The sequence below is a fragment of the Bradyrhizobium sp. ORS 111 genome (assembly GCF_045571485.1).
Taxonomy (GTDB): Bacteria; Pseudomonadota; Alphaproteobacteria; order Rhizobiales; family Xanthobacteraceae; genus Bradyrhizobium.
Window position 1 is genome coordinate 1,474,568 of the sequence record NZ_CP120701.1, and the last position, 14,853, is coordinate 1,489,420.

A 14,853-nucleotide genomic window follows, 5' to 3' on the forward strand; every position below is an offset into this window, starting at 1 on the left:
CAAGTGTGGCTCGTCGCTTCGGTCCTGTTTGCCTGGTACGCGCAGAATTTTGGGGAGCTACAACAAGACTACGGTTCGCTCGGAGCCGTGATCGGCTTCATGACTTGGATCTGGCTGTCCGCGATCGTAATCCTAATCGGAGCCGAGCTCGATGCGAAGATGGAGCACCAGACCGTTCGCGATACTACGGACGGGGCTCCTAAGCAGATTGGCGCGAGGCGAGCGACCATGGCGGATACGGTCGGACCCTCGTAAGGCAACTGAACTGCGCGTCGGCACTTGCGGAAGAGGGAGAAGGACGCTGGCCTAGCAATGGGACCGCCAATGCGGACAGGAACGCACCATTTTGGCAGCGATTGTCTCCCCCGAGACCAGTCATGGGATGGATAACTACGTTTGTTCTGCGGCAATAGCGCTCGCTTCCGGTGCCGCAGCGCAAGCCAAAGGTTGCATCAGGGGCGCTGTGATCGGCGGTGTCGCGGAACACATGGCTGCATATGGCAAGCTCGGCGCCGTCGCAGGATGTGCCATCGGGCACCACGCGGCCAACAAGGCCGAAGCCAACAAGAACTCGGCTCAGCCGCCCTCGGACCACAAGTGAACGTCCGCGCCCACCCCGGGAGCTGCCAAGTGATCGAGACCGAAAACCTCCTCGAAAAATGCCGGCAGTTCGGCGCCCGGCCGATGCGGCCTAGCCGCCGAACTCAAGCTCGCATCCGCCCGAAATCCGCGTGAGGTATCCGCAGCGGTTACCAGGACGGCGGCTGCTGGCGACGAGCCGACAACGCTCCGATCCTTCTCGGAGCCACGCGCGCAGAGCGCTAGGTCGCGCGATGGCTGATGAACTCGAAACCACGGTGGTTCAATCGGCCATGGAGAAGGTCATGGCGATCTACGAAACGTTCAAGGAACGCGACCACGGCGAAGTGGTCCAGGCACCCAAGACGCTCACCGACCACATCTTCAGTCAGGTCGCGGCGGGCCAGACCGACAAGCAAAAACTTGTCGTGTCCGGACTGACGCACCTGAAGCCGCTGGAGAGGATGATACAACGGCTGAAGCGATGAAGATAAAATCCCATCCGAGAGCCGCATCTAGATCTTCCCGCGCGATTGATCTCGATTTGAGGGCGAAAGCCACGTCGCGCTCCTAACGGCCGTCATGCGGATCGAGCGCGACCCAGGTCGGCGCTCGCGGCAAGAGGCGCGACTAACCTTTCGAGGAACGATCCGTTAGCCTCCGAGTTCCACGTCGGAATGGGACAAGGCTCGCATTGGAAAACTTGATGGCCCCCGGACCTTCGGCAGATGAGAGTGTCCCGGCCGCATCAGGGCCGACCGTAACATCCATCCTGTCGCTTCAGGTCGGCGCCGTCGTGGTCACGGCGCTGTACTTCGCGCGGGAAGTGCTGGTGCCCATCACCGTCGCGATACTCCTGTCCTTCGTCCTCTCCCCGCTGGTCAACTTGCTCAGACGGCTGAGGCTAGGTCGTGTCCCGTCGGTGTTGATGGCGGCCCTCCTTGCGATCGCAGTGATCGCCCTGATAGGCACCGTGGTCGGCACCCAAGTGGCACAGTTGGCAGGTAAGGCACCCGAATATGCCGTGACGATCGAGAAGAAAGTCGAAAGCGTCCGCGGCTACGCGCTCGACAAGTTGTCAGGTGTATTCGAACGCGCAGGCTACAACCCTAAGCTCGGGTCGCCGCAGCGCTCGGCCGAGCCGCCTGGATCCGCAGGAGCCCCAGTCGAGCAGGGCGGCCAGCCTCAGGGCTCAGGGGCTCCGGCGACTACGCCAGTGAGCTTGCTTAGAAAGTACCTGTCTCCCGTTCTTTCGCCGTTTGCCACGCTCGGCATCATCGTGGTTGTCGCCATCTTCCTGCTGTTGCAGAAGGAAGATCTCCGCGATCGTATGATCCGGCTGTTTGGTTCGACCGACCTGCATCGGACAACGGTGGCAATGGATGACGCGGCGAAGCGGCTCAGCCGCTACTTCCTGGCGCAACTGGGCCTGAACACCGCATTCGGAATCGTCATCGGGGTAGGTCTCGTTCTGATCGGCGTTCCCAATCCGATCTTGTGGGCGATTTTGTCCGGACTCTTGAGGTTCGTGCCCTATATCGGATCCTTCATCTCTGCGGTCCTTCCAACCGCATTGGCGGCTGCGGTCGACCCGGGATGGTCGATTGCGATCTGGACGATTGCGCTTTACGTCATCGTCGAGCTTTGCGTGAGCCAGGGCGTTGAGCCCATTCTTTATGGACATAGCACTGGCCTGTCCCCGTTCGCGGTCGTCGTTTCCGCGATATTCTGGAGTTGGTTATGGGGCTCGGTCGGACTTGTCCTTTCGATGCCGCTCACGCTTTGCCTCGTCGTGCTCGGCAGGTACGTGGATCGGCTCGAGTTCTTGGACGTGTTGCTGGGCGATCGGCCCCCGCTCACGCCGGTCGAGAGCTTCTACCAGCGCATCCTCGCGGGAGATGCGGACGAGGCCCAAGACCACGCCGAGCTTCTCCTCAAAGAGCGGTCGCTGTCCTCCTACTATGATGAAGTGGCGCTCAAAGGGCTGCAACTCGCCGCGAACGACGCCCGCCGCGGCGTGATCGGTCATCGACAGCTCGAAAAAGTGAGAAATACGATCGAGGGTCTGATCGATGAGCTTGCGGATTACGATGATCGCGATCCTCCGCGCTCGGAGCAACAGCCTGCGGGCGTGCCGAAGGACCAAAGACAGCTATCGAGAGGCGCTCCGCCTCTGGCGGTATCGAATACGCGCATGCTTGTGCCGGGCTGGAGGGGGCCGACGCCGGTTCTATGCCTTGCGGGCAAGGGGCCTCTAGACGACTCGGCAGCCGCGATGTTAGCGCAATTGCTCGAAAAACATGGGCTCGGGGCGAAAGTGGCGAGCTATCAGGCCGCTTCGCGCGATGCGATCGCGACTCTGGACCTCATCGACGTGGCGATGATCTGCATTTCCTACTTGGACATTCGTGGCAATCCTTCGCATCTGCGCTACCTTTTGCAGCGGCTTAGACGTCGTGCCAATAACATTCCCATCCTGGTTGGACTGTGGCCGGCAGACGAGGAGGTGCTTCAAAACGATAAGACGAGGGCGGAGGTCGGCGCCGACTACTACGTCACTTCGCTCCGAGAGGCAGTTGATGCATGCGTGGAAGAAGCGGAGAAGGGCACAATGGCGCGTCCTCGCCTGCTGCATCCGACCTCTTCCTCAGCCGACAAAGAGATGACGCGGACTGACGAACCTGAGATCCACTGATAATAAGAAGTGCGATCGAGCGCCGACCCGTTCGTCAGGATCGAGCCTAGCCAATCCTTTGGTTCTTCGCCCTGTCCAGGCTCCGCCCCACCTTGCTCGACCGAGATGGTGGCGCTCTCGCCCAGAATTCGGTAGCTACGCTCCAGCATCTCCAGATGATGTCGAGAGAACGAGTCGACGACGCGATTACAAGCGGTTTGAGCAGGAACAAAATGACCGTCACTCTAATGACTATTCGCTTGTGAAGGCCGCTCGCCCGCTAGAATACACGCGACGCATCGCTGCACATGAAAGCAGGCACGCCTATGTCGCGAGCGCGGTCGGCTCATTCGTCGAGCACGTCACCATCATTCCTAATGATGTGTCTGCTGCCCACTGCGTTCGTAGCGGCGCGTCGTCGTCGTCAGCTTCCCTCAAATTTGTTGACGATTGCCAATCTCCTCCGAAGCCTGCCACGACCGAAGAACTCGTCAATATCTGCGAGGAGATCGGCCCGCTGATGATCGGCTCGCGGCGCATCAAGCACGACAAGGAGGTTGCATGCGCGCAGATAATGTGCCTGGAGTTGGTCGCGGGTAACGTGTGCGAGCGCGTCACGTTTCCCGACCTGCCGTTCTTGGCGCCGAGCATGACAACATGGAGGCGAGGGCGCTCGCGTCTGTCGTCTGCGCGGGCCGGCTGTGGATACGTTCTTGCGCTACGTGGAGGCCGAGGCTGAGGCGTTGATCCGGTCGCATCTCGGCGTCGTGACGGCGTTGACTGATGCGCTCGTCGAGCATGGTACGCTCACGAGCGAGCAGGTCGATCAGGTAATTGACGCGGCCATCGCGGGCGAGATGCTGGATGCAGAACGCGGTCGTCGCCGCGAGATCCATCAGCGCGCTGAGCGCGCGGCTAAGTTCAAGGCGATGATCGGCGGTGGCTAATAGAGGCGACAGCACTCTCCGAACAAGATAACTGCCTTATTTTAGCCACAGCGCTCGAATGGGCTAAGTTCCCGCTTCAATTTCGCTCCGTCGCGGCTTCTGATCGCCTCGGTACCACATTGCAGATTTGTCACTGCGCTCCCCCGAAAAGGATGATCTGCCCTAACCCGAAGGACCTTTGTAATGCGTACACTCCTGGCTGCAGTCGTCATGCTTTCAGCCGTCACATCATCTGCAGAGGCGCGCAACCATCACCATCATCGAAACAATACACATCTAGGCCGCCCAGGCGCGTGGTGTGGGTGGTTCATGCGCACGCAGGTCGGTAGCGATCCGGGCCCGCAATTCAATCTAGCGCGCTCCTGGGCACGGTACGGCACCAATGCGGGTGGTCCTTCAATCGGTACGATCGTCGTTTGGCGTCACCACGTTGGCAAAATCGTAGGTCAGCAAAACGGCCAATGGATCGTCCAGAGCGGTAACGACGGGCATGCCGTACGCACACGGCCACGATCCCTTGCAGGCGCCATTGCGTTCCGGAACGCTTACGCCTCGTTCTGAGGAAGCCGCCGAGCGACGCGTGCGTGACTTTAATGGCGGAAGCGGCGAGGTCGGATAGTCGCCACGAGATCATGCAGACCTCCGAGGCCCTCGACGGACAGATCTACATGCCGCCCGTGAACGGATTCCTGCTGGTTGGCGTTCTGGTGCTCGTCTTCATGTTTCGCTCATCGAACGCTCTGGCGTCCGCTTATGGCATCGCCGTCACCAGCACCATGGTCGTGACGGCGATGCTCGCCTTTGTTGTGATTTGGAAGGTATGGAATTGGTCGTCCGTGGCGGCCGCGGTATCGGCCCGGAATTGGGGGCCAAATCCCCGGTGAAGTGGCCCAGAACTAGGCCACTGGTCGGTGGTTGGAAGATCCTTGTCCAATTCCGGGGCGAATATGGCGAAAGATCAAAGGGGTACGGATGTCCGGAAAAGGCCGTAGGGGCGCCTCTAGTGGAGGGAGGGAGGGCCCGGCTGGGGCCGCCGGTCAAGCGGGCGGGAAAAACGCACCCCCGACGCCCGGATCAGCGGCCGATGGCGGGGCCGGCCGGGGGCCGGCTTCACGACCGACAGGTCCGGGTGCCCGCCAATCAGCTTCTTCATATTTTCCGTCCCACGCGCCTGGGCCAAGTCCGGGATGTTCCGTTAGTGACGCCCGCGCTCGTCAAGCTGTACTTCCTTGATCAATACGACCTGGAATGACGATGCCTGTCGGCAAAAGATTTCGACGACGAGTTGAATGCGATGGGCGCTGCGGCGAACGTCAATCCAGCGGGTTCCGGCGGGCATAAGGTGCTTCCCGGTGAGTTAGGCTGCCAATGGCAAAGCGGCTCACGCCATTGCGGGTTTCGCGATGTACCGAAGCTCCCCACCATCCAAGCGCTCACGCCACCACACGAAGGCCAAACAGCGGTCTGCCGCCGGATGATTCCAGAGTGCTGTCAACGATTGCGAAAATCGAACAAGATCTGCTCATTGATGGACTAGTCAGGCGCTATGATGTTCCTCCTTCGAAGCATGGAATCTCAGAGGGAGAAGGCGTGTTTATTGCTTGCAGCTTCTGGCTTGCAGACGCCTACCATATGATTGGCCACGAGGCCGAAGCCGAAGCCTTGCTTGAGAAGCTCCTTGGGCTATGCAACGACGTTGGTCTCCTTTCGGAAGAATACGCGCCGGAGCCCGGGCGGCTAGTTGGAAATTTTCCTCAAGCATTTACCCATGTCGCCCTCGTGAATACGGTGCACCGCATTACGCGGACGAGGCGGGCCCCGCAGGGGTGACAATGCCAATGTCTGGTGGTCGGCTGTATTACCACCTCAGACCGACATAGGAGCAGTTGGCAGATCTGAGAACTTCAGCACAGCTTTACTTCGGTCCACAACCTTCAATCGCAGCGGCGGCCTCCACAGCACGTGACCTTCAATGGGCGCAAGCCGGGCTGAATGGTTCGTAGCGACGTGCTGGGTGACGTGACGATGAGAGCCGTGGCGCTCGGCATTTTCGCCAAAGGCTGGCATTCGAACCGCAAAATCAAGGTCGTCAGAGAACATCGAGGCGTGCAACGCGATCTTAAAACGCCGACCAAAGTGAGCTCGCATTCACGTTGCTCGGGCCCCCAACGCCAGCACCGTATGGAAAGTGAGTCTGCTCGAATGACAGACGCGCGATAGATGGCGCATTTCTGATCTGGGGCGCGCGTCCTCCGCGCCAGGAACATCGATGCAAGCAGCACGTTACATGGCGTTGCCGTCTATACTGCAAGGCCGAGATGCACGTAGTGCGTTGGTGGATTGTCGCGGGCGCGATCGTCGGGGTGTTGGGCGTCGGCGGCTGGCTGCTCACGTCGCCGCAATTCCTTGCATCTCCAGATCGTATCAGGCTGTCCGATCAGGGCGGCGACCCTATTCGCGGAAAGCTCGTGTTCGCAGCCGGCGATTGCGCGTCATGTCATGCCTCGCCAGGTCAGTCCGATCGGCTGCGCCTCGGTGGCGGATTGGCGCTGGCATCGCCGTACGGGACCTTTCGTGTTCCCAACATATCCATGGATCCGCAAGACGGCATCGGGCGCTGGCGAACCGAGGATCTTGCCAATGCCTTGCTGAACGGCGTCTCTCCCGGTGGCAGCCATTATTATCCCCTGTTTCCGTACTCGAGCTTCACTCATATGCGCGGAGAGGATGTCAGCGACCTGATGGCCTATCTGCGGACATTGCCAGCGGTCCAAGGACGACCGCCTGCGCATGAGCTGACGCCGTTGTTCCGCGTTCGTCGCATGATTGGGCTGTGGAAGCTTCTCTACTTCCGGCCGGGTCAACTCCAGCCGGATCGTGGCCACGACGATGAATGGAATCGCGGGCGATATCTGGTCGAGGCCGTGGGACATTGCGCGGAGTGCCACTCGTCGCGCAACATTCTCGGTGGAATTAGATCGAACACCCGTTATGCCGGCGGACAGGATCCGGAAGGAACGGGCTTCTACCCGAATATTACGCCGACCAGGATTGGAAATTGGTCGACGCAAGATCTCGCTGAGCTACTTCGAACCGGAAACACACCGAACCACGGCAGGGTAGGATCATCGATGGCCGATGTTGTCACCAACACCGCGATGTTGTCCGACCGCGATCGCACGGCAATTGCCGTCTATATCAAATCGTTGTCGCCGCGACCGACGCCGACCCCGTAGAGCGACCCCGCGTTAGTGTGCATAGAGATAGGCCGCGACGTCGCGTGCCTCTGCCTCCGTTATCCCGGACGCTGGCATCGCGGTGTTCGGCGAGAGGCTTTGCGGACGGACGATCCAATTCACCAGGTTATCCGGCGAGTTAGTCGAAACGCCGCCTATGTAGACGCGATGGCGCAAGCCGGCAAGCGATGGCCCGACCTTACCATCGCCGCCAGATATGCCCGGGATGGTATGACATCCCGCGCACCCGTAACGCCGCAGGATATCGGGGGCGCGCGAAGGGTCCCCTCCGGTAATCGTGCGAGCGACCTCAACGACCTGATGCTGTGCCTGCCACCACAGGCCACCGGTGACCGCCGCCAGGACGAAGCCGAGCGCTGACAACGCTGCCATTCGGCCTGGCGCTTTAAGAAACGCCGACAACATTGCTGTGTCTCACGGATCTCGCGGTGCCGTTGATCCAAATCGCGATCAGCGCGAGCGCGACTCCCGCATAGATCGTACCGGCTGGCACCCACATGATCAGGCCGGCCAGTTGCTGGTCCTCGAGTTGCGACAGCCCCCAGGATCCCGCAATGGAGTAGTCCTGCTGATAGAGCAACCGCGGCGACAGCGCCATCAACGCGCCGAGCACGCTGGTGTGCAGCATGGTGACGAACACGTGCCATGCAGCCGCGCCAATTGCGCTGCGTCGAAGCACTGACCACCAGAACAGCACGGCGGTTGCAAAGAAGCTTAGATGTTGCAGCCGGTGCAACGCCGGATCAGAAACTGCGGCGTCAAAAAGGGGAGGTGCGTGCCACGCCCAGATGGCCATGGCGTGGAGCAGCGTCGCGTTGCGCCCGCCGCTGAGCAAGCTCCAGAGCGAGCCGGCGAGCCGACTCCGCATCAAGCGGCCGCCAGCAACACGCAGCCGTCTCGGAAACGACCACATCCAGATGCCGACGGGTCGCGCAAGCACCAGAAGGGGCGCTGAAATGGCCATGAGGATCTCATGCTCCACCATGTGAAAGGCGAGCATGCGTTCGCCCAACCAATGCATCGGAGACACGAGCGCAGCGATCAGGCTAAGCCAGCCCATCAGGAACGTAAGGTGCCGCCAGGCTCGACCGGTGCGCCGTGTCGAGCGTCGCGCCAGCCTTATCGCTCCCAGAGCATACAACGAGCCGACAACGAGGAGGGGAACCACCACCCAGGGATCGAAAGTCCAGCGCGAACTATCGGCCGGCTCGGCGTAAGAGTGGGCGTGAGCGGCGTCAATCGACGCCCACGTCACGAGGAAGAATGCTATCTTTCGCATCCCGTCAGCACCACGGCGGCGATTCCCTGCATTGTGAGGGCAAACGTAAACACGAGAGCGGAAAGAGCGCTCACAGAGCCAGCAAACACGGCAATCGCGGCTTGCACTCTCTCCCGACCGACCCGTCGAACCCCTTCCCACGACACAACGCCGGACGATGCAGCGAACACCGCAGCGACGAACGACGCCGTGGCCGAAATGTGCGAGTTAGTATAGCAGTCGCGATAGGGAAGGATCTGCCCGAGCTGCATGTTCACCGCCCAAAGCGAGGGTGCCAGCCAAAGGCCCGCCCAGTCGCTGAGTTTCCGAACAATTTGCGATGCGCTCATAACCGTGAGACCCAGTAGAGGCAGCTGTAGATCGGAAGCCAGGTGATAACGACAAAGTTCCAATACATCGCATTGTCTTCAACGTCGCCAAACCGTCGCGAACTGCTTCCGTGTCGCGTGAACATCAGGGCCGCCAATACAAACGTTTCGACAAGGTCAGTGATGATGTGCGTGGTATGCAATCCAAGCAGCGTCCACACGACCGAACCATAGGCGTTGGCGTCCCAATTGATCCTGAGCGCAGGAAATTCAAAGATGCGGATGACCAGGGGAGCGATACCGAACAGGCACATCACGATGAGGCCGGCCCGGACCCGGCTCAGCTTCTGCTGTTTCGCCCAGCGTGCTATCAGGACGTTTGGAACGACGCTCGCGATCAGGGTGACGGTGACCAGCGTGCCTGGCAGAAGATCTGGTGGTGGCGCATCGATCGGCCATGTGACGGCCCGGCTCATCAGATAGAGATAGACGGCGAGGACGAGCGCGAACCCTGTGCCCTCGATCAGCATAAAGGCGAGCGTGCCCCACCAGGTGACGCTAGCCGTGCTCAAGCCGTGCAGGGGAAGTTTCGCGAGATCGAGAACGATGCGTTGCGTCACGATTCGTCCTCCGGCGTTCCCTTAGGCCAGAACCAGCCGATCAACGCGATGGTGATCGGAACCGATCCCCACACGACCGCCCAAGGCGAGAAGATCGACCAGATCAGCATGACCGTGGTCGCAATTGCTGCCCAAAGGGGCCAGATCGAATTGCGCGGGGACGCTTCCCGTGCCTGAGGTTCGGCGCTGTCTATCGAAGTGACAATCAACTCGCGACGGTCGGTCCGCAATCCGGCAGCGGAGGGGACGTCGGGCTCGTCCCAAAGTGGATGCACTGCGCGCACCACTGGGATGAACGCGAAATTATAGTCCGGCGGCGGCGATGACGTCGCCCATTCCAGCGTCGGTGCCGCCCACGGATTGTCGCCGGCAGCGCCGCCGGATCGCAAACTCCAGATTGCGTTGATGAAGAAGAGAAGGAATCCCGTCGCCAGTACGATCGCACTCAGGCTCACGAAGAGGTTCGTGTATTGCCAAGGCATATCCGGCTGGTAGGTATAGATTCGACGCGGCATGCCTTGCAGACCTAGAATATGCATGGGGAAGAACGTTGCGTTGAAACCCAGGAAGATCAGCCAGAACGACAGCTTCCCAAGCATCTCGTTCATCAATCTGCCGGTGATTTTGGGAAACCAGTAGTGGATCGCGCCAAGCAGCGGAAAGACGGCGCCGCCGACCAGCACATAGTGGAAATGCGCGACCACGAAGTAGGTGTCGTGAACTTGTGTATCGAACGGCACGGATGCGACCATGACTCCAGTGAGGCCACCGATCGTGAACGTGACAATAAAGCCGATGACGAAAAGCAGCGGGGTCTTGAATACAGGTTTCCCATCCCAGAGCGTCGCCAACCAGCAGAAAATCTGGATTCCGGCCGGAACGGCGATCGCCATGCTCGAGGCGGTGAAAAAGCTGTCGCCAAGCCTGGGCAGCCCCGTCACGAACATATGGTGGACCCAGAGCCCGAACGAGAGAATTCCCGTCGCGATCAGGGCCATCACGAGCGCGAGATAGCCGAATACCGGACGGCGCGCGAACGGTTCGATCATGCTCGAGACCATGCCTGCGGCTGGAAGAAAGATAATGTACACTTCGGGATGACCGAAAAACCAGAACAGATGCTGCCAGAGCAGCACATCGCCGCCCTCGGCAGGATTGTAGAAGTGGGTGCCGACCAGACGATCCAGGATCAGCGTACTGCTTGCGACCATGATCGCCGGCATGGCCAGGATGACGAGGAACGACGTGACGAGCATCGACCATACGAATAGCGGGATTCTGTCGAGCGTCATGCCTGGTGCTCGTTGCTTGAAGATTGTGACGACCAGTTCGACCGAAACGGCGAGTGCCGACAACTCCGTGAACGTGATCATCTGGGCCCAGATGTCGGCGCGTTTCCCAGTACCGTATTGCGGGCCGGACAGAGGCACATAGGCAAACCAGCCGACATCGGGAGCCATGTCCATTGCGAATGCGCTCCACAGCAACGCGCCGCCGGCAAGGTACATCCAGTATGAGAAGGCATTCAGCCTTGGAAAAGCGATGTTTCGGGTGCCGACCATGAGCGGGACGAGATAGACCGCAACAGCCTCCATGACCGGCACTGCGAACAGGAACATCATGTTCGCGCCGTGCATCGTGAAGATCTGATTGTAACGATCAGGCCCAATCAACCGTGACTCTGGCTTGGCAAGCTGGAGCCGGATCAGGACCGCAAGAATGCCGCCGAGAGCGAGAAACACAAAGGCCGTCACAATGTAACGGCGGCCGATGATCTTGTGGTCGACGCTCGTGAGTGCGCTCCAGAAACCCGGCGGCGTCTTCCAGGTGTCCGCGAGGGTAGCCTCGAGCGTGGGGCGCGGCAGGTCAATATCGCGTATATCGGTCGCTGTGGCGTCGCCGGTCATTTCAGGCTGGCCAGATAGGCTGAAATCGACCGCAGTTCGGCGGGCGCGAGCGGCACCAATGGCATGTTGTTGCCGGGTTTGATCGTCTGCGGGTCTGCAACCCAAGCCGCGATCGAGCCCGGTGTGGTCTCGAACAGTCCGGCCGCAATGTACCTCCGACTGCCGACATGGGTGAGGTCGGGTCCCGCGGTGCCGGCTGCGGCTGTGCCGCGAATGGTGTGGCAACCGGAGCATGGCTTTTCGAGAAAGGCTTGCTGCCCGGCCGTGAGAGTCTCATCGCCCGGCGCCGGAGCTGGCCGTCGCTGCGCCTCGGTCCAGGCGTCGAACGCGGACTGGTCGTCGGCGATGATCAGAAATGCCATGTGCGCATGCTGCATACCGCAGAACTCGGCGCACTGTCCGCGATAGATCCCAGGGCGTTCGGCGCGCACCGTTAATTCATTGGAGCGGCCGGGGATGAGATCCTGCTTGCCGGCCAGGCTTGGCACCCAGAAGGAATGAATGACGTCGAGCCCTTCCAACTTGAAATGGACATTGCGTCCGACCGGGATATGGATCTCGTTGGCGGTTTCGAAGTGCCGTTCGGGATCATTGCTAAAGTAGTCGATGCTCCACCACCATTGCAGTCCACGCACCGTGACCTGCAGGTCATCCTGTCCGGCGACGCTCAGCGAACGTGTGGCGAAGAAGCTGGTAACGGTGAAGGCGCTGATGATCAGGGTCGTCAGGATTGTCGCGGCTGTTACTGCGAACGTCTTTCGTCGCTCCGGAACCGGGGGGTAGCTGTCTGTCGACCGGCGGCCCCGCCACAACGTCCAAATGAGGGCGATCATCACCAGCATCCACACAATGCAGCAGGCCACGACGATCAGGATGATCAGCTGTCTCAAGCTGATTGCTGACGTGCCGTGCGCGTCGAGGACCGACTGCCAGCCGCTGCAACCTGCGAGAGGCACTGTGAGCGACGCGCAAGCCGCGAACTTGCTGCGAGACCCGATCACGGCGTGGGTCCCTGGTCGGGATGGATCGGCGTCGGCCCTTCGTCGAACAGGAGCTTCGCGGGCGCGCGGTTCTCCGACGGGCGAGTTTGCTTGTCATCGCTGCGGCTAGGAGCTGCAGTCTTCCCCTCGTAAGAGCCGATGGTTTGCACGTAGCCCGCAAGCTGCCAGATCTGATCCGTCGTTAGCTTGTCGCGAAAGGCCGGCATGCCATGCGGCCGCCCATCACGGATCGATGCGAAGATCGATACCATCTCAGGGCCATAATACCACCAGCCATCGAGAAAGCTCGGGCCAGTACCGCCTTGCCCATCGCCGTGGCATGCCCGGCAGCCAAACCAGGCATACAACCGTTTGCCTTGGCTGAGATTATAGGCGTTGACCTCGTAAGGCTTTCCCAGCGCATAGTAGACCTCGGGCGGGGCCCCGCTGATCCGGTTCGGCATCAGTGCAACGTTATTGAGAGCGTCGGCCACGGGCGGATCGAGGCGCAACTCTCTCTCCTCCCGCTGACATCCGGCCACGAAGGTCGCAAGCGCGAGGATGAGGTACTGTGCCCGCATGTGCTCTCAGGAACGTGGCAGTTCGAATTCTTCAATCGCGCGGTTCAACGGATGTTCCTACTGCCGAGGCAAGGCAACTCCATCCTGTTCGTGGGAACCAACATCGGCTGCAAAGCTTAAATGCCCGAGTGAAGATGGCCCGCACTCTGCTGCGAACGGCTCTCAAGTTCTAAGGCCATCGCAAGGGCGGAGAGTGGCCTCGGTTTGCCCATCGACCCGCGGCCGTGGGCGGCTGAACGGTCGGCCCGGGGCCTTAGTCGAAGCTGTCCTTCTGGATCGTACCGTCGCGAAAGATCTGGTAACTCTGGCCGCGCCATTCGACGGCGGCGCCGAAGAAGCTGCATATGAAGACTGCAAATGAGATCGTGTCATGAAGCGCTAGGAGCCAGAGCGAGTGCCGTCGCAAGTCGAAGGTTCGTTCGATACTGAAATTCAAGATGGCGCGGCTGGCAAATGCGATGCTCGGCAAGGCGATCGGATGCTGCGCTCCCGTCAAGACAGCGAAGAAAGCAAGGATCACGGGATGCATGAATATGGTTCCGACATAACCGACGGGTTCGATCGAGCGGATGGTGCGCGACGAGCGCAGATGATGCTCCCAGAACGAGCGAAAGCTGCGATCAAAGCAGACATGCCCAACCGCCCAGGGTGGGACAACGACATCCAGCCCGATAGCGCGAACGGCCCGACCGATCGCATAATCGTCGGCGAGCTCGTCCAGAAATGGTTGAAAGCCGCCGATTCGTCTCAGCACATCCTCTCGCATGGCGATCGTCGAACCGAAACAGGGTTTGGCTGCGCCGAACGCCAGCGCGATAATCACGTTGGGGAGAAACTGCGCGTTGATGTTGAGTGCGGAGACCTTGGCCCACACGCCGCCGGCTGCAACTCCGTGGTATAGGCAGCTCACCGCCCCGGTCTTGGAATTATCCAGCTCGTCAACGAGGTGGCTCACGAAGCGATCCTCGACGACGATATCGCTGTCGGACAGAATAATGATTTCGTGACGGATCCTCGCTTCCAGATTGACCAGATTTGCGACTTTCGGATTCTCGTCCCGCACACGATCGCCGACAACGAGGTCTATCTCCATGGCCGGATAAAGCCTCTGCATCAGACGGACCACCTGATTGGCGGGATCGGTGCGCTGCTGCGTACCGCAGATGAGCTGGATCTTGCCGCTGTACCGTTGCTTGCAAAGCGCATCGAGCCGCCGAAACAGGCCTGGTTCGCTTCCGTGCAAGGGCTTCAATATCGTCACGGGATGCACCGACGATCGGTCAAGCGTCGATGGTTTGTTGAAGCGAACCGCCAGGATTGCAGCGAGGATGTTGTAGCCGATGCCGAGGATCGCGCCGGCTATACAGATCTCTCTCACGATATGGATGGTCTCGCTCAAACCCGACATTCTCGAATGATCGCCTTCTTGATCAAAAAGCCTGGAGCGACGCCCTCGCCGTCCGATGGCGCCGAGCGGCAGCCACTGGATGAGGTCTGGTCGCCGGGAGCCACGAGGAGGCTGTGATTCCGACCATTGGGCACGTAATCCAAACGAGAGGGCGCTCGGTGCGTTCCTAGCGCCTGCTCCGCTGATTCACACACGTTAAAGCGTCCCAAGGCTTACCAGTCTCGAAGGCCGCTTACTTTCCGCAAGAGCTTTTCATGTCGGAGCGGCAGATAGAAACGAAGCATTGGCTGCGATGTTATCTCGATAAGCCACG

Annotated in this window: 16 protein-coding genes and 1 pseudogene; 9 read left to right on the forward strand and 8 right to left on the reverse strand. The window is 60.3% G+C overall.

Translation table 11 applies throughout. From position 1 onward, the window contains the following. Positions 1-3: 3 nt before the first annotated feature. From P6U30_RS06850 to P6U30_RS06890, 9 genes and pseudogenes are all read left to right on the forward strand, one after another. A complete protein-coding gene (locus P6U30_RS06850) occupies positions 4-255 on the forward strand; it encodes a YhjD/YihY/BrkB family envelope integrity protein (protein WP_407168697.1) in 252 nt (83 codons plus the stop codon). Between the two features lie 127 nt (positions 256-382). Next, the gene (locus P6U30_RS06855) at positions 383-601 is read left to right on the forward strand and encodes a hypothetical protein (protein ID WP_407168698.1); all 219 of its coding nucleotides are present in this window, start codon (positions 383-385) and stop codon (positions 599-601) included. Positions 602-833: 232 nt separating this feature from the next. After that, positions 834-1,067, forward strand: a complete 234-nt coding sequence (locus P6U30_RS06860) for a hypothetical protein (RefSeq protein WP_407168699.1) — start codon at positions 834-836, stop codon at positions 1,065-1,067. Between the two features lie 218 nt (positions 1,068-1,285). Then, positions 1,286-3,274 carry an AI-2E family transporter gene (locus P6U30_RS06865; protein ID WP_407168700.1) on the forward strand — a complete coding sequence of 663 codons (1,989 nt, stop codon included), beginning with the start codon at positions 1,286-1,288 and terminating at the stop codon, positions 3,272-3,274. A 692-nt stretch (positions 3,275-3,966) separates the two neighbouring features. Next, the gene (locus P6U30_RS06870) at positions 3,967-4,200 is read left to right on the forward strand and encodes a hypothetical protein (RefSeq protein ID WP_407168701.1); all 234 of its coding nucleotides are present in this window, start codon (positions 3,967-3,969) and stop codon (positions 4,198-4,200) included. Positions 4,201-4,820: 620 nt separating this feature from the next. Continuing rightward, a pseudogene (locus P6U30_RS06875) lies at positions 4,821-5,045 on the forward strand (KUP/HAK/KT family potassium transporter); the annotation flags it as partial. A 239-nt stretch (positions 5,046-5,284) separates the two neighbouring features. Then, a complete protein-coding gene (locus P6U30_RS06880) occupies positions 5,285-5,452 on the forward strand; it encodes a phage portal protein (protein WP_407168702.1) in 168 nt (55 codons plus the stop codon). Between the two features lie 233 nt (positions 5,453-5,685). Continuing rightward, positions 5,686-6,030, forward strand: a complete 345-nt coding sequence (locus P6U30_RS06885; protein WP_407168703.1) for a glycoside hydrolase family 15 protein — start codon at positions 5,686-5,688, stop codon at positions 6,028-6,030. Positions 6,031-6,518: 488 nt separating this feature from the next. Continuing rightward, positions 6,519-7,436 (forward strand): c-type cytochrome, encoded by a 918-nt coding sequence (locus P6U30_RS06890; protein WP_407168704.1) that lies wholly within the window; start codon positions 6,519-6,521, stop codon positions 7,434-7,436. Positions 7,437-7,448: 12 nt separating this feature from the next. Here the strand turns inward: P6U30_RS06890 and P6U30_RS06895 are convergent, their stop codons facing one another. The 8 genes from P6U30_RS06895 to hpnI form a co-directional block, all read right to left on the reverse strand. Next, positions 7,449-7,862: a c-type cytochrome gene (locus tag P6U30_RS06895; protein WP_407168705.1), complete on the reverse strand. Its 414-nt coding sequence runs from the start codon at positions 7,860-7,862 to the stop codon at positions 7,449-7,451. After that, entirely contained in the window at positions 7,843-8,736 is an 894-nt protein-coding gene (locus tag P6U30_RS06900; RefSeq protein WP_407170381.1) for a cytochrome c oxidase assembly protein, read from the reverse strand. Before P6U30_RS06900 ends, P6U30_RS06895 begins: the two co-directional genes overlap by 20 nt. Further along, complete coding sequence (locus tag P6U30_RS06905) at positions 8,724-9,065, reverse strand: hypothetical protein (protein ID WP_407170680.1); 342 nt, start codon at positions 9,063-9,065, stop codon at positions 8,724-8,726. Before P6U30_RS06905 ends, P6U30_RS06900 begins: the two co-directional genes overlap by 13 nt. Continuing rightward, complete coding sequence (locus P6U30_RS06910) at positions 9,062-9,664, reverse strand: heme-copper oxidase subunit III (RefSeq protein WP_407168706.1); 603 nt, start codon at positions 9,662-9,664, stop codon at positions 9,062-9,064. The genes P6U30_RS06905 and P6U30_RS06910 overlap by 4 nt, the downstream gene beginning before the upstream one ends. Continuing rightward, positions 9,661-11,571: a cytochrome c oxidase subunit I gene (gene ctaD / locus P6U30_RS06915; protein ID WP_407168707.1), complete on the reverse strand. Its 1,911-nt coding sequence runs from the start codon at positions 11,569-11,571 to the stop codon at positions 9,661-9,663. The genes P6U30_RS06910 and ctaD overlap by 4 nt, the downstream gene beginning before the upstream one ends. Further along, on the reverse strand, positions 11,568-12,569 hold the full coding sequence (gene coxB / locus P6U30_RS06920; protein ID WP_407170382.1) for a cytochrome c oxidase subunit II: 1,002 nt from the start codon (positions 12,567-12,569) through the stop codon (positions 11,568-11,570). The genes ctaD and coxB overlap by 4 nt, the downstream gene beginning before the upstream one ends. After that, the gene (locus tag P6U30_RS06925) at positions 12,569-13,132 is read right to left on the reverse strand and encodes a c-type cytochrome (RefSeq protein ID WP_407168708.1); all 564 of its coding nucleotides are present in this window, start codon (positions 13,130-13,132) and stop codon (positions 12,569-12,571) included. Before P6U30_RS06925 ends, coxB begins: the two co-directional genes overlap by 1 nt. Before the next feature lie 253 nt (positions 13,133-13,385). Further along, positions 13,386-14,531, reverse strand: a complete 1,146-nt coding sequence (hpnI, locus tag P6U30_RS06930) for a bacteriohopanetetrol glucosamine biosynthesis glycosyltransferase HpnI (RefSeq protein ID WP_407168709.1) — start codon at positions 14,529-14,531, stop codon at positions 13,386-13,388. Between the last annotated feature and the right edge of the window lie 322 nt (positions 14,532-14,853).